Source organism: Paenibacillus lutrae (genome assembly GCF_009757775.1).
Taxonomy (GTDB): Bacteria; Bacillota; Bacilli; order Paenibacillales; family NBRC-103111; genus Paenibacillus_F; species Paenibacillus_F lutrae.
This window is the reverse complement of the sequence record NZ_RHLK01000005.1, coordinates 154,551-175,791: the sequence shown is the minus strand read 5'-3', so window position 1 is coordinate 175,791 and position 21,241 is coordinate 154,551. Positions and strand designations below refer to the sequence as shown.

Sequence of the window (21,241 nt, the reverse complement as noted above, 5' to 3'; positions counted from 1 at the left end):
ATGAGTGAGCGCGCGGTTCTATCGATTAAGGATCTCAACCGTTACATCAAAATGAAGCTCGAAGGCGACAACCGGCTTCAGGATGTATGGGTACGCGGCGAGATCTCCAACTTTACCCATCACTCCAGCGGGCATATGTATTTTACGCTGAAAGATAAAGACAGCCGGCTGAAAAGCATTATGTTCGCTTCCTATAACCAGCGGCTGCCTTTCCGGCCCAAGGAAGGGACTATGGTTATCGCCAGAGGCAATGTGTCTGTCTATGAACGGGACGGGCAGTACCAGTTCTACGTCACGCAAATGCAGCCGGACGGCATCGGCGGCCTCTATCTGGCCTTCGAGCAGCTCAAAAAGAAGCTCGAAGAGGAAGGGCTCTTCCGCGTCGAGCGGAAGAAGTCAATCCCGCGGATGCCCAAAGCGGTCGGCGTTGTAACATCGCCGACGGGAGCGGCTGTCCGCGATATTATTATCACCCTGCAGCGCCGCTATCCGAACGTACCGATCCTGCTGTATCCGGTACTTGTTCAAGGCGCGCAGGCGGCCCCTTCCATCGTCAAGGCGATTGAGACGATGAACAGGCTCGGTGAAGTCGACGTCCTGATCGTCGGCCGGGGCGGGGGATCGCTGGAAGAGCTGTGGGCGTTCAACGAAGAAGTCGTTGCACGCTCGATCTTCGCTTCCGCGATCCCGGTCATATCGGCCGTCGGTCACGAGACCGACTTCACCATCGCGGATTTCGTCGCCGATCTCCGTGCGGCGACGCCGACCGCTGCAGCAGAGCTGGCGGTGCCTCACCATCTGGAGCTGAAGCAGCAGATGGCTCATCTCCGCCAGCGTCTGCACCAGGGTCTCTTGCAGCAGCTGCAGCGGCGTCAGGACCGGCTGGAGCGGCTCCGCCGTTCGCCGTACCTGACCAATCCGCACCGCCAGCTGCTGCAGCACCCCGCCCAGCGGCTGGACCGGCTGGGCGAGCAGCTGAACTTCCGGATGCGGCAGCAGCTCACACGGGCCAACGACCGTCGCATGCGGCTTGAACGGACTCTGTCGGGTTTCAATCCGCAGGAGCAGGTCCGGTTCGCCCGCAGTCGTACAGAGGGCTCGCAGAAGGCGCTGACGCTTGCTATGCAGAGTATCGCGCGCGGCCGCAAGCAGCAGTTGATGTCTACACTTCGGCATCTCGATGCACTCAGTCCGCTGAAAGTGATGCAGCGCGGATATAGTCTTGTGTATGATGAACAAGAGAAACGGCTTGTCAATTCAATCGAGCAGGTACAACTCGGCGATATGGTAAGCGTGCAGTTGACGGATGGCCGGTTGAGTTGTCATGTCTGGGCAATGGAGGAGAAAAAGGATGGCTAACGAAACGAATCCGCAGGAAGAAGCTATACTGAGTTTCGAAGAAGCGATGGACAAGCTTGAAGGAATTGTAGCCAAGCTCGAGAGTGGCGACGTTCCGCTGGAGAAAGCCATCGAACTGTATCAGGAAGGCATGAAACTGTCCCATTTGTGCGGACAAAAGCTGGAGATCGTCGAGAAAAAAATCGAAATGCTCGTGGAAAACGAAGCCGGCCTCTCAAAGAAGCCCTTCGGAGCGAACATCGTCGAGGATAAAGGGGAATCTCTTTGAACACCGACATGAACATCCATGAATATATTGCCCATTATGCTAAGGAAGTCGAAGATGAGCTCAAACGGTTGTTCCCGCAAGAATGGGACATTCCCGGCATTCTCAGGGAATCGGCTCAATATTCCCTTGATGCCGGCGGCAAAAGACTGCGGCCGATCCTTGTATTAGCCGCAGCCGAAGCTTTCGGAGGCCGTATGGAAGCCGCGATGCCTGTAGCCTGCGCGATCGAGATGATACATACGTATTCCCTAATTCATGATGACTTGCCCGCAATGGATAATGACGATTACCGCCGGGGCAAACTAACCAACCACAAAGTATTCGGGGAAGCGATGGCGATTCTTGCTGGCGATGCCTTGCTGACACAAGCTTTTTATACCGCTTCCCAGGCGCGCAGCCTGGGAGTTCCGGCTGAGCAGGTGCTCGCCATCCTATCCGAAATGGCCGAATATTCGGGTGCGCGCGGCATGGTCGGCGGGCAAGTAGCCGACATGCAGGCGGAGCAGGGTGCCACGGATTTGAACGGACTTGAATATATTCATCTTCATAAGACGAGTGATCTGATTATTTTCTCGCTGCGGGCGGGAGGAAGAGTGGCCGGCGCGGATGAGAAGCAGCTGGAAGCACTCACCCGTTATGGCCGGAGCATTGGTCTGGCCTTCCAAATCCAGGATGACATACTGGATGTAACCGGTACGCTGGAGAAGCTGGGTAAGCCGGCTGGCAGTGATGAGAAACAGCAGAAAGTGACGTATCCTTTCTTTATCGGACTGGATGAATCGATGCAGAGGGTACGTGAATTAACGGATGAGGCTGTGTCCGCCGTGAGCAGCGGTACCGTTTCTAATCCGCAGAGGCTGCTTGAATTGGCTGATTACCTGATGAAGCGGGACCGCTAGATTTGTGTATCCGCCTTTGTTTTATGATATAATGTTTTCATGACAATACACGAACAAATGAACGCATTTCAAACTTTTGTATATTTTTTTCCCTTAGAAAGCGAGGAATTCATGTGCTGCTCGATCATATCAACCAGCCCGACGATTTGAAGAAGCTATCAACAGCAGAACTGGAACAGCTGGCGGTGGAGATTCGGCAATTTCTCGTCGAAAAGCTGTCGGTATCCGGCGGTCACCTTTCTTCCAATCTGGGTATAGTGGAGCTGACCATCGCGCTGCATGCTCTGTATGACAGCCCTCGGGATAAATTTATTTTTGACGTAGGCCATCAGGCGTATGTTCACAAGATTTTGACGGGGCGTAAGGACCGCTTTGACTCTTTGCGTAAGTACAAAGGCATGTGCGGCTTTATCAAACGGGCGGAAAGCGAGCATGATGTATGGGAAGCGGGTCACAGCAGCACCTCGTTATCTGCAGCGATGGGGATGGCCATGGCCCGTGATCTTAACGGTGAAGATAACCGCGTGTTTGCGGTGATCGGCGACGGTGCTATGACCGGAGGTATGGCTCTTGAGGCTATGAATCATATTGGCCATGAGAAGAAGAATCTGACCGTTATTCTGAATGACAATGAAATGTCTATTGCTCCTAACGTAGGAGCACTTCATAATTATTTGAGCAAGATCCGTTCGGATAAGCATTACCGTAAAGCCAAAGAAGAAGTGGAACTACTCCTTAAGAAAATCCCGGCTATTGGAGGCACTCTGGCCAAAACGGCAGAGAAAGTCAAAGACAGTCTGAAATATTTGCTGGTTTCGGGTGTCTGGTTTGAAGAGCTCGGATTCAACTATATAGGCCCTATCGACGGACATAACCTGCCTCTGCTTCTGGAGACCCTCAAGCAGTCCGAGAAGATCCAAGGTCCAGTCCTGATTCATGTGATTACGACCAAAGGTAAAGGGTACTCCCCGGCAGAATTGGATTCTCATAAGTGGCATGGGGCAAGTCCTTATAAGATTGAGTCCGGACAATTCCTCAAAGCTGTCGGGAACCCTATGTATACGAATGTCTTCGGGAGCACATTGATTGAGCTGGCTGAGAAGGACAAGCGCATCGTAGCCGTTACACCGGCTATGCCGGGCGGTTCAGGTCTAATGGACTTTGCCGCGAGATTCCCGGACCGGATGATCGATGTCGGAATTGCCGAACAGCATGCCGCAACCTTGTGCGCCGGAATGGCTTCCGAAGGAATAAAGCCGGTATTCGCCGTGTATTCGACCTTCCTGCAAAGGGCTTACGATCAAGTCGTACACGATATCTGCCGGCCGAATCTGAACGTGATGTTCGCCATCGACCGGGCCGGATTTGTCGGTCCGGACGGAGAGACGCATCAGGGTGTCTATGATATTTCTTTCCTGCGCAGTCTTCCCAACATGGTTCTGATGATGCCTAAGGATGAGAATGAGCTGCGCCGAATGATGGTGACCGGCATTGAGTATAACGACGGTCCTATCGCTGTCCGTTATGCACGGATTAACGGATTAGGCGTAGAGCTGGATGAGCATCCGGAGCCGATCGAGATCGGCACGTGGGAAACGCTGACCGAAGGCGACACGATGGCTGTACTGGCCGTGGGCCCGATGAATCAGGTTGCTCTTGAAGCCGCGGAGGCCATAAAGAAGGAAGGCATTAATCTGCGCGTGATCAACGCCCGGTTCATTAAACCGCTGGATGAGGCGATGCTGCTTCAATTGGCCAAGGAACACATGCCGATCATTACGATGGAAGAAGGTGCTGAAATGGGCGGCTTCGGCAGCAGTGTCCTGGAATTCTATGCCCGTCAGGGAATTGATGGCATGCGCATCCGCGTTATGGGTGTTCAGGATTATTTTGTGGAGCACGGTTCCATCAAGGAACAGCGGCAGGAAGTCGGCTTAACGGCTGAACATTTGGCTACCCAGGTGAAATCTCTTCTGCCCCGCAAACGCCAGCATGCTTAATACGCCATGCAAGGTCTTAAACATTTGATACTAACAATCCGCTCGATGAAACGACGGACCCTACAGGAGTTAACGGATGGCAACAGATAAAGAACGAATTGATGTACTTTTAGTTGAGCATGGATATTTTGAGAGCAGAGAAAAAGCCAAGGCCGCCATTATGGCTGGCCTTGTTTTTGCTGATGAGGAGCCTGTGGACAAAGCAGGGATGAAAATTAGCCGTGCATCTGCCCTTAAGGTAAAAGGAGCCGTACATCCTTATGTGGGCCGCGGCGGCCTCAAACTGGAAAAAGCTTTAAAACATTTCAACCTGGATATTCGAAATGCCGTGATGCTGGATATTGGGGCTTCGACAGGCGGATTTACGGATTGTGCTTTGCAGCACGGCGCGTCCTATGTTTATGCGATCGATGTCGGTTATAACCAGTTAGACTGGTCGTTACGGCAGGACGAGCGTGTTCATGTTATGGAACGGACGAATTTTCGTTATGTAACACCGGAAGTACTGGATGGACCTGCACCTAACTTCGCTAGTATTGATGTCTCCTTCATCTCTCTGCGCATCATTCTCCCGCCACTTAAAGCGCTGCTCGGTACGACAGGGGAAACCGTGGCTCTGATTAAACCCCAATTCGAGGCTGGCCGTGAGAAGGTCGGGAAGTCCGGTGTTATCCGTGATTCTGGCGTACACCAGGAAGTGCTGGAACAGGTGCTTGGTTATGCCAAAGACCTGGGATTTAACTTGAAGGGCCTTACGTATTCACCGATTACAGGGGGCGAAGGCAATATAGAGTTCCTGGCTTACTGGACCTGTAATCCGGATGATCCGGAAACGATTGTGGAGCCTTTTACCCCGCATATCAATCGTGTGGCAGCCGAAGCCAAAGCGCAGTTTGCCAAACCCGATCTAAACCGGCATTCCGGATAGATAGAGATGCCGCGCACCCGGTTCCATATATTCTTAGTCCTCAGCCCAGTATTGGTCTTCTGGCATCAAAAGGATTCCTAGCCTTCATTCGCGAATACGTATGTCGAGGTGATTGCCTATGCAAAACGGGGATGCGTTCATCCTAATCTTGCTCCTGGGACTACTCGCAGCATGGATCGGCATACGTTTTCATAAATGGCTGGTTGAGCCTGACAAGAGTTCTTTATATCGGCCTGTCTATACGGAAGTTCCGGACGACGAGGTTGTTGACCTTCTTCTAGGCGCAGGCTTTGATGTTATTGGCGGCAAGACGAGAATCCCGATCACCATCACCCTTAACCAGAAAGAAGAGCTCTACAGCCGGCTGTTTATTGATTATTTTGCGGAAAAAAATGACAAACTGTATCTCGTCAAGGTAGCGAAGGAACGGAAGCCTCTTGAGATGACAGGAAGCGCGATCCGGGAACGGCTGCTGGCCTATTCTTTATTGGTGCCGGAAGCCGAGGGTGTCCTGTATGTGGATATGAACGGGCGCAAAATCAAACAAATTACGTTTCACATTGAGGTGTTCGAATGAAAGGGCAACGCCACGTCAAGATTCGCGAAATTATTGCGAATAACGAGATCGAAACACAAGACGATCTAGTCGAAGCTCTCCGTACTGCTGGTTTTAATGTGACCCAAGCCACAGTATCCCGGGACATCAAAGAGCTGCATTTAATTAAGGTGCCTTTGGATGATGGCCGCTATAAGTACTCCATGCCGGCGGATCAGCGTTATAACCCCCTGCAGAGACTCAAGCGCGCGCTCAGTGATCACTTTATTAATATTGACTTCACCGATAATCTTGTCGTAATGAAATGTATGCCGGGAACGGCCAATACGATATGCGCTTTAATGGACAATCTGGAATGGAATGAGATCATGGGAACCATCTGTGGGGACGATACCATTCTGATTATTTGCCGTTCCAAGGATGTAAGCAAGAAAGTCGTGGACCAAATTATGTCTTTGATTTGATAGATGCAGTAGATTGAAGTCAAAATTGGTTAATTCGCTCTCATAGAGAAGCGGATACGGGGAGGAACCTATGCTCACAGAACTGTCTATACGTAATTTGGCGGTAATCGAGTACGTTCATATTGGTTTCAAATCAGGTTTTCATGTGCTCACCGGTGAGACGGGAGCCGGTAAATCCATTATTATTGATGCACTTAGTCTGATTGTAGGCGGCAGGGGTTCTTCCGAACTCGTCCGTTATGGCAGTGAGAAGGCGGAAATTGAAGCCGTGTTCGAGGTCGAAGAAGACCACCCCGTGTGGGAAACTTTGACGCAGCTCGGCATTGAGGCCGCTGCCGAAGAACAGCTTCTGATCCGCCGTGAAGTTACGGCAAACGGCAAAAGCTCCAGCCGGATTAACGGCCAGCTTGTCAATTTGACCATGCTCCGCGAAGTGGGCAGATGGCTCGTGAATATTCACGGGCAGCATGAGCATCAATCTCTTCTTAAATCCGATGAGCATATTCACTGGCTCGATACATACGGAGAGAAAGAGATTGCCGCTAGCTTGCAGGCATACCGGGCAAGTTATGACCGTTATACCAAGCTCCGCAAAGAACTGAAGTCTCTAGTCGAGACGAGTAAACAATCTTTGCAGATGTTGGATCTATACCGGTTTCAGGTCGATGAGATAGCAGCCGCTTCCTTGAAGGAAGGGGAAGAGATCGGCCTGGCGGAAGAGAAGAGCAAGCTTGCGAATGCAGAGAAATTGTATAAGAATGTAGCCGCATCTTATGATACCCTGTATGGGAATAACAGCGGACTGGACTCCATCGGGAAGTCCATTGCCCGCATCCAGGATGTAGCCTCCATTGACAAAACGGGGATAGCGCCTCTGCTCGAACAGATGCAGAATGCTTTTTACCAGCTTGAAGATGCGGCTTATCAGCTGCGGGATTACCGGGATGAAGTTGAATTTAATCCGGAGCGTCTGGATGAAATCGAATTGCGACTCGATCTTATTGCTTCGCTGCGGCGCAAATATGGCGATACCATCACAGAAATCCTGGCTTACAGCGATAAAATCAGCGGTGAGCTCGCGACAATCGAGAACAAAGACGAGATTATCCAGAAGCTCCAGGATAAACTGGCTGCCGAAACTTCACAGCTTGCCAAGGCAGCGCTGGATCTCTCGAAGCGGCGCAGCAAAATCGCAGGACGGCTCGCTCAAGAGATTGAGACAGAGCTGAGAGACCTGCATATGGAGCGTACGCAGTTCCGCGTGCAGGTGGCCCATATAGAGGCTGCGAATGCTCAGGCAGGCCTTGCGCTGGATAACGGGAGTGTGAAATTCACCCGCGACGGTATCGATCAGGTGGAATTCCTCATGGCTCCGAATCCCGGGGAGCCCCTGCGGGGGTTGAGCAAGATCGCCTCCGGCGGCGAGCTGTCGCGGATTATGCTGGCGATGAAGAGCATTTTCGCCAGACTGGACCGGATTCCCGTCCTTATATTCGACGAGGTAGACACGGGCGTAAGCGGACGGGCAGCCCAGGCCATCGCCGAGAAACTATCCGTGCTTTCGGTTAGCTGCCAGGTATTCTCCATCACCCATCTTCCGCAGGTAGCTTGTATGGCGGATGTTCACTTTTATATCCATAAGGAAGTCGAAGGGGAACGCACTTATACCCGCGTAACCGATTTAAGCCGCCGCGGCAGAGTCGAAGAACTGGCCCGGATGCTCGGCGGAGTGGAAGTTACGGAAACGACTTTGCATCATGCTCAAGAAATGCTTGCATTGGCAGACGAACAAAAGTCGAGGAACTAACTGAGGTCTCTAGAAGCATTTGCAGTTATAAAACGGATGGCGGGAGGATACCTTAAAGGTACGCAATTGGCGATAGTCAGCTAAATCAGCTTTCGTCAGGGCCAGAAAGCAGAAGGAGCGTGGTCAAGTGAAATCGAATCGCCGGAAAAGATTCATTGGTCTTCTGCTCGTTTTCCTTGTGTGTATCTTTAGTATCTCTTCCCCTTTCCAGAGCTTCGCTTCCTTCCCCGACGAGCTTAGGCTTTTCAGCGGCCAAGGCAAGCAGTTAAGGCTAACCATGCCGGTTAACGCCATGTTAACAGTCAAGGACCCCGATATCGTCAAGGTCAACGGGAACGCCCGGCACTCATTTCAAGTTAATCTGAATGAACCGATTTCCCTCCAGTCGGAGCGGCATGGGTCGACAGAAATGAAACTCAAGCTGTTCGGCGCCATTCCTTTTAAGACGGTAAAAGTTAGCGTAGTCCCCGACCTTAAAGTCATTCCGGGCGGACAAACCATCGGTGTCAAAATTAAATCCTCCGGTATTCTGGTGGTGGGGCATCATCTGGTGTCAGTAGGGGAGAATCAGAAGATCTCTCCGGGTGAGGAATCCAAGGTGCAGGTCGGTGATTTGATCGTATCCATTAACGGCAAACCGTCCTCGGACGTCTCCAAGGTCTCCAGTCTTGTCAATCAAGCCGGACAGAGTAAGAAGCCGCTGGAGCTGACCGTCCAAAGAGGCAGCCAGAAATTCAACCTTTCACTGAAGCCGGCTTACGATGTGATGGATAAGTCTTATCGGCTCGGCTTGTACATCCGCGATTCGGCCGCAGGTGTGGGCACACTTACCTTCTTTGCTCCCAAGCAGAATGTGTACGGCGCTCTGGGCCACGTCATAACGGATATGGATACCCAGACTCCTATTGCGGTGGGAAGCGGCGAAGTGGTGCACTCAAGTGTGACTTCTATTGCCAAAAGCCAGAACGGTGAACCGGGCGAGAAGCATGCCCAAATTTTTAGAGACAGCAAAGTGATTGGAAATATTGAAAAGAACACGTCATTCGGAATTTTCGGTAAAATGGAGGAAGCTCCGGATTATAGTTTATCCCATACGCCTATTCCGGTTGCTTTTGCTGAAGAGGTAAAAGAAGGGCCGGCCCAGATCTACACCGTGGTGAGTGGGCAAAAAGTCGAGAAGTTTGATATCGAGGTCGTCCACGTAACCAAACAGGAGTACCCGGCAACCAAGGGCATGGTCATTAAAGTGACGGACAAACGCCTTCTGGAGAAAACCGGGGGCATTGTGCAGGGGATGAGCGGCAGTCCCATTATACAGAATGGCAAGATGATTGGGGCGGTCACACATGTCTTCGTTAACGATCCGTCAAGCGGCTACGGCTGCTTTATCGAATGGATGCTTCATGACGCAGGCATCGTGTTAAGGCCGGAAACAGACGCAAAGGGACTGAAGGCGAGCTAGCCTTTGGTTCTTCTTTTTTATAGAGAGGATTTGTCGAAAAATGTTGAAATACAAAGATAAAACTCTATTATAGAATATCGGCTGGAAAAAATAAAGAAAATAATTTTTCGACAGGAGGAATTTGATTCGGGGTGTCGAATTTGTAACACAAGGAAAAAGACACTACCCGCTTTTTTAAAATAAAGGAGGCTTTTACGTTGCAGAAGATTCAAGTATTGTTAGCGGACGACAACCGAGAGTTTACACATTTGCTTTCCGAATTTATTAGCGATCAGGAAGACATGGAAATCTCCGGCATTGCCTATAACGGAAATGAAGTGCTCCGTTTTATGGAAAATCCGAAGGATGTACCGGATATTCTCATTCTGGACATCATAATGCCTCACCTGGACGGCCTCGGTGTGCTCGAAAAGCTGCGTGAAATGAACTTGAATCCTGCACCGCGTATCATTATGCTTACGGCTTTCGGTCAGGAGAACATCACTCAGAAAGCTGTGCAGCTTGGAGCCTCTTATTATATTTTGAAACCGTTTGACATGGAAGTTCTGACGAACCGGATTCGCCAGCTGGTCGGCAACCAGCCTGCCGTCACTTCGACCTCTTCGATGAAAGCAAATGTCGTTCAGATGCCGAAGACCAAAAATCTGGATGCCAATATTACGACAATCATACATGAAATCGGCGTTCCTGCGCATATTAAGGGATATCAATATTTGCGCGAAGCGATCACGATGGTGTACAACAACATCGAAATTCTCGGTGCCATCACCAAAACACTGTATCCGGCTATTGCGGAAAAATACAAAACGACGCCGAGCCGAGTCGAACGCGCGATCCGTCACGCGATTGAAGTCGCCTGGACACGCGGCAATATCGACAGCATCTCGTTTATCTTCGGCTACACCGTGAACATTAGCAAATCGAAGCCGACCAACAGCGAGTTTATCGCGATGGTGGCGGATAAGCTGCGGATTGAGCATAAGGTGAGTTGAATGGCGTCACTGCTGTGTTATTCAATGCTTATAGAACGTTTGTTGGTATAAACTAATCAGCCATTGGCTTGGAAATTCCAATAAACTTTTACGTAACATTCCGAAGAACTTTGCTAGTATCCCCCTATTCTTAGCGCTACTTTATCGAGCTGTAGCTAAGCCCATTTTATACGATAAAACTTAACGTTTTAATTGCCCTACTGCCGTATTTCGGTTAGGGCTTTTTTATATCCAAATTATGCTGTTCTAGTGAACCCTATAAGCAGCCTCACGATATACAAGAAGCAGCTCACCAAGTGTTTTCGCCTCCTAAGTACTTTCGTGAAAGATTATGGAAATAGAGAGGGACCGTTCATGGCGAATCCTCTTGTGATAATGGGTTTAGTGTCAGCGCAACTGCCGTGAAAAGAAGATATGAAATGTATCCGAAACGAAATAGTAAAAGTCCTTGCTAAATTAAAGCAAGGACTTTTCAAATTAATCTAATCTAACTGCAATAAAAGAATTAGTTGTCTCCCAATCACCTAACCATGTAAACCAATCTCCGTAAGCAAAAATTTTCAACAATACCTTAAAGTTTCCTTGTGAATATTGATTCAGAATAGGATTTAAGCTGCTTTTAGGTACTTGGTGAGTAACTGAAGAACCTAGTGTTCCACTTGCAACCTTTACCATCTGTGTGTCAGACATTAAGTAAATAGAATAGTAGGCTGCACCAACAGTTGATTTTTCTGCTGTAACAGTAATAGTGTCAGACCCAGCGCCGTAATAAGTAGAATTCGTATAAACTTTTGCCCTGATATTACTTTGTGTCTGCCAGCCAGAATCAGCACCAACCGCCTTAGGTGTAATTAGGCCCTGCGGTGATACATTACTTTGTTCCGCAAGAGCAACCGAGGATAAAGAACTAAGAAGCAATGCAGCTGATAGGAATGAAACAACAGATTTTTTCATTTAATAACCTCCGAATTTTTGGTATGTTTCTCCAGTAGTTTACAATGATGTGATATTTTTATCAATGCATTATTGATTGTGTAAGGAAATTCGTAGAATATAATAATAATATTTGGATAAGAAGTAAGCGTGTGTGACGAGTAATAACCAATATTTTCATATTTCAAGAGTAGTACATGATTGAAAAATAACTACAAGAGGGGAAAGCTATTAAATCTCATAAGTTTACGCCTACCTTAAGTTTGATGGGTTTCTGTTTATTGTTTATTACAATTCTAGTTAATATCAGTTATAGAGTGGCTTCAGACATAGGATTTAAAATACTCTTTTCATCCTTAGCGTAAAAGCTGATTTTTACATACAAAAATAAATAAAGAAAATTATCTCAAGGGCATAAAGAATCTTAGAGTAGGGTTTATTGTAAATATAAGTTATCTTCTAGTGGTTCTGATCCAGCTGTGGTATGTAATAAATAATTGGGAAATAGTAGATATTTAAATCTCTGAAACCATATCCTCATACTTTTGGCAATATGTTTGGCGAGCTCTAAAGAATGGACACATCAAGCCAACGATTTCTGAAAAACAGCAATATAGTTGTAGGTTGCATCATTCTTGTTCTATTTCTTTTCGCCGGATGTCAATTTGTCGTCGCTCCTATATCTTAAGAATGAGAAAAGACTCCCATTTGAAATAAATGAGAGTCTTCTTAGTCTTGTACGGTAAGGTGCCCCGTTGGAATTAATTAGGTGCAGATGGGACCGCTTCAGCCGGTGAAGGGATCGGTGGTATCGATGCAGAGGGTTTAGTTTCAGAGGGCACGGACGAGAGGCTAACGAAAAAGGTAAAAATAAAGGTAAATATAAATAAGCCGAATGAGCCTAGAAACCGTTGTTTACCCGCCCGTTTGTTCTTTTTTAGATATGAGACAACAGCAAGTAACATAAGAATGAAACTAGTAAACATGCTCACCGTTATAACCATGTTTCCCCACATAATAAAGCCTCCTACACGTATTCGTTCTAAGTATTATATCAGATGTTTGGATATTATTGGGGTCCTACGGGCCACCATTCAAGAAGAATTTGTAACACCGTTAAATATTTTTTACCAAATTCAGAAGAAAACACTTGTTTCCCTGTATGAATTCAAATACTCTTATATTGTCAGAATATGGCGCAAAAGTTTAACGAATGAGGGGGAAGTTAGTAAAAGACTTTATTCCATAGCATCAATTGTGATATGTAAACGCTTTTATAACGCACTTATATAACCGTGAACGGGAGGAATTATATTGAAAAAATCTATTCTTACTGCTATTGCGATAGCTTCTCTGCTTCTGTCGGCTTGTTCGGCAAAACCCGCTGCTTCTACAACGACTACTGCAGCGGATGCGGGTAAATCGGACAAAGCGGACCAAGCGGTGGAAGTGAAAATTCAGCTTCCGGAGAAGATTGCACTGAATCAGGAAAGCACACTCAAGGTGCAGGTGAAGCAGGGAACGGCAGCGGTTGAGGATGCGGAAGATATCCAATTTGAAATCTGGAGCATCAAAGACATTGACGACACGGAAACGATCCTAGCCAAGCATGAAGGCGGGGGCGTATACAGCGTGAAGAAAACGTTCAAGAAGGACGGAATTTATCTGGTCAGAACGCATGTAAACGCCCGGGGTCAGCATGTCATGCCCAAAGAAAGGCTCTTAGCAGGGAATGTACCGGAGAAGGATATCCAAGAATATGAAGCCACGGTCGCCGGGAAATAAAGACCTGCGCTTATTCAGTAGCGTACCGCCGGCTCTAACAAAGTGAGTGTTCCGTTAGTTGCATCAAGATTTACGTCTGCCCCGATAGGGAGAGCAGCCTTGTAATACCCATGGCCGGAGGCGAGGTTAGTCAGCAGAGGCTTGCCTAGCCCCACCATGTAAGTATCGATGAGATCCTGATACGACTTGCCGTAAGCAGCGATACAGTTCGTACATTCCCCCATCACGATTCCCGCGCAGTCTTTGAATTTGCCTGCCAATCTTAACTGCTCCAGGTAACGGTACACGGTGTTCACAGGCTCATGGGTTTCTTCGATCAGAAGAATTTTGCCCGTCGTATCCGTTTCATAGGGAGTTCCCAGTGCTCCGACAAAAGACGTCAAGTTGCCGCCTACCAAAGGACCGCTTGCGATGCCGGGAACTTTGGACACGAGTGGGATGCCAGGTGGATTCTGAATGGGTCGTGGAGCCGCTACGGAGGATGTAGCCGTAAAGAACTGCTCGAAATTATAAGGAGGTGTGGTCGGGCGAAAATCAAGAAGTAGCAGGCTGTGCAGAGTAATCACGCCGGCAAGTTGATATAAAGTGTTCAGAAGCACCGTAATATCACTGTACCCGGTGACGATTTTAGGATTCTGCCGGATATAGTCGTAGTTCAAATAAGGTAAAATCCCCGATACACCTACGCCGCCTCTAACCGGCAGAATCATCCGGACTTTTGGATTGGTGTACACATTCATGAAATCCTCCGCACGTTCCCTGTCTGTCCCGGCCAGATACCCGTCAACCTTATAGACGTAGCGTCCCACAACGGTTTGCAGCCCCATGCTTTGCAGGTAAGAAATCCGCGCATTAATCGTATCCGCATCCAGCGGACTGCCCAAGGTTACTATTCCAACCGTGTCACCTTTTTGAAGCGCAATCGGTTTAATGCCCATACATCTGCCTCCCGGATAGTCCTTTTATTCTAAGTTATGAGAAGATGGGGTTGAATAGCCTAGAGAGTTACGCCCGGGAGGATTCCTTCGTTGTTTGCTGGTTCATTAAGCGGGTTCTTCTGGAATAAAACAGTGCAATAAATTATGCTTATAAAGCAGTCTGCAAAAGGTGTACCAACAGATAAGGCCAAGAAAACGAGGACAGATTCATGAATTCGAGCTATTTAGTTATCGTTCCTTCCGGTAAGAAGAAAATATGGGACAAGCATCCAGATGCCGGATCTTGCTCTGCCAAGCGGGCTTATGGGAGTACGCTGAATAAAAAAGGCCGTGCCTTTGCGGAAGCAAACGGGTATGACTGGGTGATTTTATCGGGGAAAGCCGGACTTTTACTGCCGGATGACGTGGTACTTGGGAATTACGATGTTTCTTTCGGCACGAACGACCCGGATCTGATCAGCCTTCCGGCCCTGTATGAGCAAACCGTAGAGAAAGATTTGCAAACGTACGAGGAGATTGTTGTTCTAGGCGGTAAGAAATTTATTCCGGTCATGGACTATTTATTCAAGAGGCAGAACGTTGCTTTTCCTCTGAACGGGTGCAGAGGGATTGGAGAGATGCTCCAGCTTCTGGATAAATGGACATTCGAGGCCGCCAAGATGAATAAGTCTACTGACTAGTGCGAGATAAGGCCCGCCGATCGCAAAATAGAAGAAGCCGTCCCCTTATGGAGGCGCGGCTTTTTGAGGTGATTGTGATTGGAATCAGGCTGGTTGAGTCCAGCCTGTGCTGCTGTTTAAGTTTAACGGGCAGCCCAAGCTTTCGTGTGACCTCCGACCAGACGGGAAGCGGGATACATGTGACGGACCGGCACGATAATAAGGGTCGCGACCACCGCTTTGAGAGCATCACCGATCAGGAAGGGATAGCAGCCAACCGCCATGGCTTTGGCAAACGTCATATTAGGCACGACATGCATCATCCACGGCACACCCGTAACATAAAGCAGCAAGGAGCCGAATAACATCAGCACGCCAAAAGTAAGAATAAATGCGGGAGCTCCTTTTCCTTTGATACGCGGAATCATCCAGCCGATGAACAGCGCAGCTAACGGATAGGCCCAGATAAAGCCGCCCGTAGGCCCGAGAATAAGGTCCAGTCCGCCCCTGCCGTGCAGAAGCGGGAGTCCGACAGCAGTTAACCCGACGACCAAGGCAATGCTGAAAAATCCATACCGTGCGCCTAAAAGGGCACCGGCAAGCATAATGGCAAAATTGGACATCGTGATCGGAACGGGAGAAAATCCGACATGGATGTTAACGAAGCTTAGGGCGACAAGAAGAGCGGCAAACATGGCGCTGAACGTAATGCCGCGGACTGTTAGTGGGGAACGTTTCAATTGCATCTTCTCCATTCTTTTGTTAACTTAATAGTACAAATATCGGTTGACAATAACAATTTGCATTGTAGCACAGGAGGAACCGGTTGGGAATTGTTTTTTTTGATAGATTCGGAGATAGAGAGAAGGGGCTGGAACAGTAATGAATCAGGCAGGTCCCTACCGTATGAATAACATATCTGTTATCTGGACGGGAGACCCGGCAGCGACAGGGGAGAATAGTCAGGACGAGATCGTCTTGAATAAAATCAGTTTGGAGCTGAATCAGGGAGAGTGGCTCGTTCTGGTCGGCCGCAACGGGAGCGGTAAAAGCACGTTAGCCAAAGCCGTCGCGGGATTGATTCCTGTAACAGGAGGAACGGTCGAACCCGGATGGACCTCTGGAGAACGCATGCGTATGGTACTTCAGAACCCGGACACTCAGCTGATCGGTGAGACGGTGTATGAAGATATTTGCTTCGGACTTGAAAATATTGCGGCAGATCCGGAAAAGATGCCGGACATTGCAAGACACGTGCTCTCGCTCGTAGGCATGAAGAATCGGATGCACGACATGTGTGAACAATTGTCCGGCGGTCAAAAACAGCTTACTGCTGTTGCCGGAGCATTGGCAGTCGGTGCGTCCGTGCTTCTACTGGACGAAGTGACGTCCATGCTTGACGCAAGTTCCAGGCAAGCTGTGACAGAGGCTTTGCATCATTTACATAGAAGAGGAACGACTGTCGTCTGGATTACCCAGTGGATGGATGAGCTGGCTTTGGCTGACCGTGTGATAGCCCTGGATCAAGCGGAGATTGTTTTTGAAGGTACAGCTCAGGATTTCTTTTATTCGCAAGACAATGGATCGGGCTTCACGCCGTGTGAAAAGTTAGGTTATCAGCCTCCTTATTCCGTACAAGTGATGAGGGAGCTTCAGAAACTGGAGCCGCGCATGCTGGATTTCCGCCCTGTTTCTTTGGAAGAATGGATGGAGGTTATGAAAGAACATGGGCCTCAAAGTTGAAAATGTGTCTAAACAAGGGGAGGCCACCTCTGATTTTAGACTTGAAATTTTAGATGGGATTTCTTTTGCTGCGGATAAAGGCGGCATTACGCTTATCCTGGGCCGAAGCGGATCGGGAAAGTCCACCCTGCTGGATGTAGCGGGGGGATTATCCGTACCGGATCAGGGCAGTGTATGGGTGGACGGGGAATCTCTGTGGCATCAAAACTCTGCCGACAGGAATATCCGCCGAAAGCTCGCCATGGTATTCCAGCAGCCGGAGGAGCAGCTGTTCGCGGCGACGGTTCAGCGTGAGTTTGACTACACGCTGAAGCCGCAGCGCCTGTCTGCTGCCCAAGCGGACAAGCGTATCCGCGAGGCGCTGCAGCAGATGGGCCTTGGCCCGAATCTCCTGGGCCAAAGCCCGCACGAACTTAGCGGCGGCACGAAGCGCAGAGTAGCGCTGTCCGTGGTCTTCGCGGCAGCCCCGGAGTGGCTGCTGCTGGACGAGCCGACGGCAGGCCTCGATCACGAGGCGGCGGCCGGGCTCGTCAGGACGGTGCGGACGTGGACGCACCGGACCGGCGGCGGCGCGCTTATCGCGACGCATGATCTGGATGCGTTCCTGCCTGTGGCGGATCGCATCGTAATGCTGTCACGGGGGCGTGTCGTGCACGACTGCACCCGTGACGAGCTGGCCCGGCATCCGGAGCTTCTGCGGGATGCCGGGCTGCAGCCGCCGGAGGCGCTGGCGCTCGGCAGCTGGCTGCGGCGGCACGGCGCAGCGGTGCCGCCGGGGTGGCCCGCCCCTGCGCAGATGGCGCGGGCGGCTGCGCAGGCGCTGCGGGCATCCGCAGCGTGGAGCGGGCAGGGGATTACCGCGCCCGCGGGTGGCGCGGTAATCCTGCCGGAAGCTGCCGGTTCCGGAGGCAGGCCCGCTCCGGACGAGCCTGCCGGGTCAGCGGCACCCGGACACGGCGCAGCCCGTGCGGACAGCGTTCCTGCCGGCGGTCTTGGTTCCAAGCAGCCGGCAGAAGCGAAGCCTGCACTTCAAGAGCCGGAGGAGCCAGCGGTGCACGTACAAGGCGCCTCGAATACGGGCAGCTTGCCCGACAAGCGTCCCGCAGACGATTCTCTGGCAGCCCCTGTGGAGTTAACGGCTGCGCAGCTCCCGGCCCGAGTTCCCGGCGCAGCTCCCGGCTTCCAGCAGTGCTCCGGGCGTGAGCAGGAATATGTCTCCAGCTCCCTCCAACCAGGGATGCACGCGGGAGCTGTAGATGCGAAGCCCACGGAGAGCTGCGAATTGAACCCGTCCGGCTCTCTTAAGGATGCCAATTCAGCAGTCCCGATCGGCCATCGACTCGATCCTCGAACGTTCTGGATCGGCTATATCCTGCTTTCAGCCGGTATCCTCATGCAGAGAACGCCGGCAGGACTCGCTGCCGCAGCCATAGTAACGGCGGTGGCTGTGCTGCTGTCCCGGGTGCCTTTAGCGGTCGTTTGGAGGCCGCTGCGGGCCTTTCTCATCTTCATGCTGATATCCGGCGTCATAGCCGGTATTTCGCTGCCGCTTGGTTCGGGCGGGAGCAGGTGGGTGAGTTTCAACCCGGGCGCTGCCCTGGAAGCGGTACGGGGGCTGCTGGGAATTATGCTGGTGCTTATTCTGGGTGTGCTGTTCCCGCAGCTAATCGGATATTTACGGATGAAAAGAGGAGTGGAGCAAGGGCTCCACTTTCTCACCCGGTTTAAACTGCCTGTAGAAGCGGTTGCCTTAACGGCCTCTCTTATGTTCCGCTTTATCCCCTTAATCCAGGCGCAGTGGGTCCGGTTTGGCCGAATAGCCAGAGCCAGAGGCCAGGGCCGGAGCAGGAAAGCGGGGATCGGGCTGGGGGAGTTTCGAATCATGGCGATCCCGTTCGTGGTCTCCCTAATCCGCATGGCGGATGAATTCTCGACCGCTTTAGAATTACGGGGCTACAGCCGGACCGGTGAAGCAAGAACCCGAAGTTTTACGCTGCAAATGCAAAAGTCGGATTACAAGGCTTTGTTTATTTTTGTTCTGGTCTTTATTCTGCTCTTCCTGGTGAAGCGTCTGTCCTCCTAGACGGATGCGGATCAAGGAAGACAAAAAGCCTATGATTCGGGGATGATTCCCGGAAACATAGGCTTTTTTAACAACCAGTCGACTAGCGGGGCGGGTGCCCTGCCGAGCCGAACAGGCTTACTTTTCGATTTTCTCCAGAGCTTGTCCGGAAATTTTGTCCAGATAACGGTCCAGACAGTTGCAAAGGAAATCTTTGCGGCAAATTGGGCAGGGCTCTTTGAGCAAACGGCTTATTCTTGAAGCTTTGATTTCACCGGTTTGCAAGTTGCGTTCGAAGAAAATACGGCCGTGCGTACGGTCTTTCAGAATAACGACGACTTCGAACAAGCCGTTCTTGGGATTATCACTTACTTTGGTTGCTTCAACAACCTGCGGATCATATGCCATGTTTCTTCCTCCTTAGTCACTCCTGCATCTTCGGACAAAGACAGGCAGTGGATTTTTATATTATAATAAAATTATCACGTTGTATTCAATAGGAAGGTTGGAAGCCAGATGATTATTGATTATCATGAAGTCCATCCGAGCGAGGTTTGCTTAAATGTAACGGTAGGCGTTCACTTTGAAGATGAGCCCGATTCGTACTATGTAATTGACCTGTATGCCGCAGAGGACGGCCTTGTTACGGATATGCGGCTTCTTTATAACGGTTTTCCGTGCAAGTACGCCTTTAAATCCGAAGAGAAGCAGGCGGTTGCGGCTTATTTAAATGAACAGAAGCTCCTGACACATCCACTGCACATCCCTCAGGAACTCAGCGGAAAATAACAAACGGAACGGTCCTCAACATAGGGGAACGCGTTCCGTTTGTGTTTGTGTTCTTGTCTCCGGCGTTTTTCTTCAAGAGTGGGCGTTACCCGAGTTGAAGGCTGCACGTCTGACCAACCTCTGCGTTTAATTGCCGGGTCTAACTTTCCTTCACGGACTCGTTTGGCCCGCTGTTTACTTGCCTTGCTCGCTGCCATATAAAGCGGCCTCCTTTTCCTATCCTTACCAAGAGCATTCGATTTAGTTTGGATTTCCCAGCGCTTTGAATACCCGTCTATTATACGCCGTACACCGGCAGATTGACAACATGGCATCGGCCAAGAAACGCTTATTTATGGATACCGGAATCGGAATGGGTTAGAAATTTCATTCTAAATTATCGAATGGATTAGAAATTTCTTTCGGAATAGTTGATTGCAGAGACAGAGGGGGAAGAAAATGAAAGTTAAAATTGATCTTACGGCAGGCGGAGAACTTGTCAAAGAGGCCGTGATCGAAATCGATGACCGCAAGGTCGAACATCTGGACGAGGATCAGCTGAGACAAGCGATTGAAATCAATATCCGAAGCTGGGCGGACCGGACGATCGGGATTTCATGGGAGATCACGGAAGGGATTGAACGAGAGGACGACCTGGATTAACGGTGGGTTCCTATGTTTTCCGTGCTTGGCTGATCCCTGATTGCGTTGTTTTGTATTCCGAATGGGCCTGAAGTTAGCTGGGTATTCTACAGGAGTAGTAGATGTCATCACGGATGGAGTGAAGGGAAATGGTTGGAAACGAAGCGGGAACTCCGGCTTGGGAAGGCAAGGTTGATGCTTATAAAGAGGGCATCTCACTTCTGAAAAGGCAGCTTCCGGATGTTGCGGAGGCCTACCATCAATTCACCGGGGAATGCTTCAAGGATGGAGCTCTGCCTGCCGGTACGAAACAGCTGATCGCGCTCGGAATGGGTCTTTTTGCAAATAATGAAATATGCACGTTCTATCATGTTCAGGAAGCGCTCAGCAAGGGAGCAACGGCAGAGGAAATTATGGAGACGGTCGCTGTCGCTGCGGCAATCGGCGGAGGCCATGTCATGTCGCAGGGCGCGACCCGTGTGGAGCAGGCACTCCAAGGTCCCGTCCATTAAGGACAGTCTCTTAAGCGAGGCCCCAGGCGGCACAACAGCTCCGAATTGCGAGGATGAATAGCCATCTTTGCAGCGGAGCTGTTTGTTTGTGCGCGTATTCCATCCTAGTTGCTGGAAGCGCAGTGGAAGGGAAGAGAATGGTCCATTATGATAAGAGATGCTTCGAGACTAGAGCTGTTTATTTTCTGCGCTTGGGCTTAAAACGCGGGGCAACGTAGTTACGTTTGCGATCCCTGAAAAAAGTCCAGCCGCCAATAAAGGCAATGCCGAGTCCGAATAAAATAAAACCAAAAACCATTTTGCCCCAAGGAAGATAGCCATCCGGTTCAAATTGATAGAAGAATGCGTCTTTCATAGCCAGAAAACCGTAAGTGGCCATTAAACCCGGAATAACCAGGAGGAGTATGGCGACAAAACGGCCGAGTTTATCTTTCATGATGCGGCTCCTTTAACGCTGTAGAATA

General features: G+C 50.0%; 22 protein-coding genes. 17 read left to right on the top strand and 5 right to left on the bottom strand.

The window, feature by feature from the left end; genetic code table 11:
- From xseA to spo0A, 10 genes are all read left to right on the top strand, one after another.
- Entirely contained in the window at positions 1-1,359 is a 1,359-nt protein-coding gene (xseA, locus tag EDM21_RS11550) for an exodeoxyribonuclease VII large subunit (protein ID WP_157335604.1), read from the top strand.
- On the top strand, positions 1,352-1,627 hold the full coding sequence (xseB, locus tag EDM21_RS11545; RefSeq protein WP_068775298.1) for an exodeoxyribonuclease VII small subunit: 276 nt from the start codon (positions 1,352-1,354) through the stop codon (positions 1,625-1,627). Before xseA ends, xseB begins: the two co-directional genes overlap by 8 nt.
- 8 nt (positions 1,628-1,635) lie before the next feature.
- Positions 1,636-2,526 carry a polyprenyl synthetase family protein gene (locus EDM21_RS11540; RefSeq protein ID WP_201280785.1) on the top strand — a complete coding sequence of 297 codons (891 nt, stop codon included), beginning with the start codon at positions 1,636-1,638 and terminating at the stop codon, positions 2,524-2,526.
- A 113-nt stretch (positions 2,527-2,639) separates the two neighbouring features.
- Entirely contained in the window at positions 2,640-4,526 is a 1,887-nt protein-coding gene (dxs, locus tag EDM21_RS11535; RefSeq protein WP_166541958.1) for a 1-deoxy-D-xylulose-5-phosphate synthase, read from the top strand.
- A 76-nt stretch (positions 4,527-4,602) separates the two neighbouring features.
- Complete coding sequence (locus tag EDM21_RS11530; protein WP_157335601.1) at positions 4,603-5,454, top strand: TlyA family RNA methyltransferase; 852 nt, start codon at positions 4,603-4,605, stop codon at positions 5,452-5,454.
- A gap of 118 nt (positions 5,455-5,572) precedes the next feature.
- Complete coding sequence (locus EDM21_RS11525) at positions 5,573-6,031, top strand: hypothetical protein (RefSeq protein ID WP_157335600.1); 459 nt, start codon at positions 5,573-5,575, stop codon at positions 6,029-6,031.
- A complete protein-coding gene (gene ahrC / locus EDM21_RS11520) occupies positions 6,028-6,474 on the top strand; it encodes a transcriptional regulator AhrC/ArgR (protein ID WP_068775303.1) in 447 nt (148 codons plus the stop codon). Before EDM21_RS11525 ends, ahrC begins: the two co-directional genes overlap by 4 nt.
- A 70-nt stretch (positions 6,475-6,544) precedes the next feature.
- Positions 6,545-8,281 carry a DNA repair protein RecN gene (recN, locus tag EDM21_RS11515; RefSeq protein ID WP_157335598.1) on the top strand — a complete coding sequence of 579 codons (1,737 nt, stop codon included), beginning with the start codon at positions 6,545-6,547 and terminating at the stop codon, positions 8,279-8,281.
- 127 nt (positions 8,282-8,408) lie between these two features.
- Positions 8,409-9,743 (top strand): SpoIVB peptidase, encoded by a 1,335-nt coding sequence (gene spoIVB, locus EDM21_RS11510; RefSeq protein ID WP_166541957.1) that lies wholly within the window; start codon positions 8,409-8,411, stop codon positions 9,741-9,743.
- A gap of 197 nt (positions 9,744-9,940) precedes the next feature.
- Complete coding sequence (spo0A, locus tag EDM21_RS11505) at positions 9,941-10,735, top strand: sporulation transcription factor Spo0A (protein ID WP_157335597.1); 795 nt, start codon at positions 9,941-9,943, stop codon at positions 10,733-10,735.
- A 477-nt stretch (positions 10,736-11,212) separates the two neighbouring features.
- Here the strand turns inward: spo0A and EDM21_RS11500 are convergent, their stop codons facing one another.
- Positions 11,213-11,689, bottom strand: a complete 477-nt coding sequence (locus EDM21_RS11500) for a hypothetical protein (protein WP_157335596.1) — start codon at positions 11,687-11,689, stop codon at positions 11,213-11,215.
- 1,293 nt (positions 11,690-12,982) lie between these two features.
- On the opposite strand from EDM21_RS11500, the gene EDM21_RS11495 reads away from it, so the two are divergent.
- Positions 12,983-13,453: a FixH family protein gene (locus EDM21_RS11495; RefSeq protein WP_157335594.1), complete on the top strand. Its 471-nt coding sequence runs from the start codon at positions 12,983-12,985 to the stop codon at positions 13,451-13,453.
- A 14-nt stretch (positions 13,454-13,467) separates the two neighbouring features.
- Here the strand turns inward: EDM21_RS11495 and EDM21_RS11490 are convergent, their stop codons facing one another.
- Entirely contained in the window at positions 13,468-14,391 is a 924-nt protein-coding gene (locus EDM21_RS11490; protein ID WP_157335593.1) for a S66 peptidase family protein, read from the bottom strand.
- A 209-nt stretch (positions 14,392-14,600) separates the two neighbouring features.
- Here EDM21_RS11490 and EDM21_RS11485 point away from each other — a divergent pair, with 209 nt between their 5' ends.
- On the top strand, positions 14,601-15,071 hold the full coding sequence (locus EDM21_RS11485) for a DUF6884 domain-containing protein (RefSeq protein ID WP_157335591.1): 471 nt from the start codon (positions 14,601-14,603) through the stop codon (positions 15,069-15,071).
- A 122-nt stretch (positions 15,072-15,193) separates the two neighbouring features.
- On the opposite strand, the gene EDM21_RS11480 is transcribed toward EDM21_RS11485, so the two are convergent.
- The gene (locus EDM21_RS11480; protein ID WP_157335590.1) at positions 15,194-15,796 is read right to left on the bottom strand and encodes a biotin transporter BioY; all 603 of its coding nucleotides are present in this window, start codon (positions 15,794-15,796) and stop codon (positions 15,194-15,196) included.
- Positions 15,797-15,956: 160 nt separating this feature from the next.
- Here EDM21_RS11480 and EDM21_RS11475 point away from each other — a divergent pair, with 160 nt between their 5' ends.
- Complete coding sequence (locus tag EDM21_RS11475; protein ID WP_235918151.1) at positions 15,957-16,793, top strand: ATP-binding cassette domain-containing protein; 837 nt, start codon at positions 15,957-15,959, stop codon at positions 16,791-16,793.
- On the top strand, positions 16,777-18,876 hold the full coding sequence (locus EDM21_RS11470) for an ATP-binding cassette domain-containing protein (RefSeq protein ID WP_157335586.1): 2,100 nt from the start codon (positions 16,777-16,779) through the stop codon (positions 18,874-18,876). The genes EDM21_RS11475 and EDM21_RS11470 overlap by 17 nt, the downstream gene beginning before the upstream one ends.
- A 117-nt stretch (positions 18,877-18,993) precedes the next feature.
- On the opposite strand, the gene EDM21_RS11465 is transcribed toward EDM21_RS11470, so the two are convergent.
- A complete protein-coding gene (locus EDM21_RS11465; RefSeq protein ID WP_068775316.1) occupies positions 18,994-19,263 on the bottom strand; it encodes a hypothetical protein in 270 nt (89 codons plus the stop codon).
- Between the two features lie 108 nt (positions 19,264-19,371).
- Between EDM21_RS11465 and EDM21_RS11460 the strand changes: the two genes are divergently transcribed.
- The 3 genes from EDM21_RS11460 (at position 19,372) to EDM21_RS11450 (ending at position 20,777) form a co-directional block, all read left to right on the top strand.
- Positions 19,372-19,644: a hypothetical protein gene (locus EDM21_RS11460; RefSeq protein WP_157335585.1), complete on the top strand. Its 273-nt coding sequence runs from the start codon at positions 19,372-19,374 to the stop codon at positions 19,642-19,644.
- A gap of 438 nt (positions 19,645-20,082) precedes the next feature.
- A complete protein-coding gene (locus EDM21_RS11455) occupies positions 20,083-20,286 on the top strand; it encodes a hypothetical protein (protein WP_157335584.1) in 204 nt (67 codons plus the stop codon).
- Positions 20,287-20,414: 128 nt separating this feature from the next.
- Positions 20,415-20,777 carry a carboxymuconolactone decarboxylase family protein gene (locus EDM21_RS11450; protein WP_157335583.1) on the top strand — a complete coding sequence of 121 codons (363 nt, stop codon included), beginning with the start codon at positions 20,415-20,417 and terminating at the stop codon, positions 20,775-20,777.
- 178 nt (positions 20,778-20,955) lie between these two features.
- Here the strand turns inward: EDM21_RS11450 and EDM21_RS11445 are convergent, their stop codons facing one another.
- Entirely contained in the window at positions 20,956-21,213 is a 258-nt protein-coding gene (locus EDM21_RS11445) for a DUF2627 domain-containing protein (RefSeq protein WP_157335582.1), read from the bottom strand.
- Between the last annotated feature and the right edge of the window lie 28 nt (positions 21,214-21,241).